This is a genomic window from Citrobacter sp. wls829 (assembly GCF_005280825.1).
In the GTDB taxonomy this organism is placed as follows: domain Bacteria; phylum Pseudomonadota; class Gammaproteobacteria; order Enterobacterales; family Enterobacteriaceae; genus Citrobacter; species Citrobacter gillenii.
In genome coordinates this window covers 1-1,319 of record NZ_SZWP01000116.1, presented here as the reverse complement: position 1 = coordinate 1,319, position 1,319 = coordinate 1, and the positions used below count along the sequence as shown (strand labels likewise).

1 protein-coding gene and 1 pseudogene are annotated in these 1,319 nt (G+C 48.5%); both read right to left on the bottom strand.

All coding sequences use genetic code 11. The features are described 5' to 3' along the window. Positions 1-44 precede the first annotated feature (44 nt). Positions 45-782 (bottom strand): peptidoglycan DD-metalloendopeptidase family protein, encoded by a 738-nt coding sequence (locus FDW88_RS22335; RefSeq protein ID WP_000287501.1) that lies wholly within the window; start codon positions 780-782, stop codon positions 45-47. A gap of 288 nt (positions 783-1,070) precedes the next feature. Beyond that, positions 1,071-1,319 (bottom strand): annotated as a pseudogene (locus FDW88_RS22330) (copper resistance protein); the annotation flags it as partial.

Genomic DNA, 1,319 nt, shown 5'->3' with positions numbered 1-1,319 from the left:
AAAAAAATTAATCCGGCAGACGGGGCCGCGTCGCGGTCCCGTTATCAGTCCAGGTATCGTTCGTAGTCTCTGGCATGCGCAAAGGCATGCTGTTCGAGTTTGTTATCAGCGGGTGCCGCTGCCCGGAACGCCAGAGAGTTAACAGGGTTGTTATTGATGACCAGCTCGTAATGCAGATGAGGACCGGATGAACGTCCGCTGTTACCGGATAACGCAATAGCACCTCCCCGTGTAACCCTGGCCCCTTTAGTAACGAGTATTTTATTGAGGTGGAGATAGCGAGTTTTAACACCGGCTTTTCCCGTTACTTCAACAAAATATCCCATGGTACTGTTGTATTCGGCCCGGGTGATTTTTCCGTCGATGACGCTGACTATTTTCGTGTTCATGGGCATGGAATAATCAATGCCATTATGGGGACTCACTTTTCCCGATACCGGGTTAAGTCTTGCAGGATTGAAAGGCGAACTGAGTCTTGCTGTGGCCGGTAACGGATAATCGAGACTGCCTTTCCCGGAAGTATCGGAAAGGTTATAGAACTTTTTATCTGATATACGATACGCCGTGTAATTAAATGAACCGGACGTAAATTTATAGGCCACGACACGTGATTTTCCCGCTTTCTTTTGCAGTACGAGTTTTAATGATTCATTTTTTTTCAAATGCCGCAGATTAAACCGGGAAGGCAAGGAGCGCTGAAGAGTAGCGATCTCGTTCGATTCCAGCCCCGAGCGGGTGGCTGAAAGGTAGGCATTTTCTTTTACGACATCGGTAGAATACATTTACTGGAATTCGCCGTTAGCATGAACACTGCGGCGTATGCTAGGGGTTTTCAGGAGGCGTGTCATCTGTCAGTTAATCGGGAGCACCGTTGATGGTCGTCATTTTTGTAACATATCTTGTTTCCCGTTTGCTCCTGAAGCTCTGGGAACTGTATGACCAGCCCGACGGTGATGATTAACGGGACTGAAACAGGTTACGGCAGAGCAATATGGGGCTCATGTCCTGCTACGTAACCCGTCAGTAAAGCCCTGCTGCGCACCTGACGCTAAGCACTAACCCGCCTGCAGTTACCTGGTCGAATACAGCCCGCGAAGCTTTCTTGCCTGCGTCTGATGTGCTTCCGCACCGGCATTATTGACCTGCTCATGCACGAGAGCGGCTTTTTCTCCGGCATTCAGTTCGTTAAAAGAAGAAGACGAGGTCTTTGAATTTGCATCACTGCCGGACAGCATTTTTTTATGTTCCTCAATCATTTTCTGATGCGCATAGGACGCGCTGTTGTTCATAAATGAATGAGCAACAATGGCCCTTTCATG

Excerpts from the sequence above, each read along its gene's own strand:
- FDW88_RS22335 (WP_000287501.1), bottom strand. The coding sequence starts at position 782 with ATGTATTCTACCGATGTCGTAAAAGAAAATGCCTACCTTTCAGCCACC.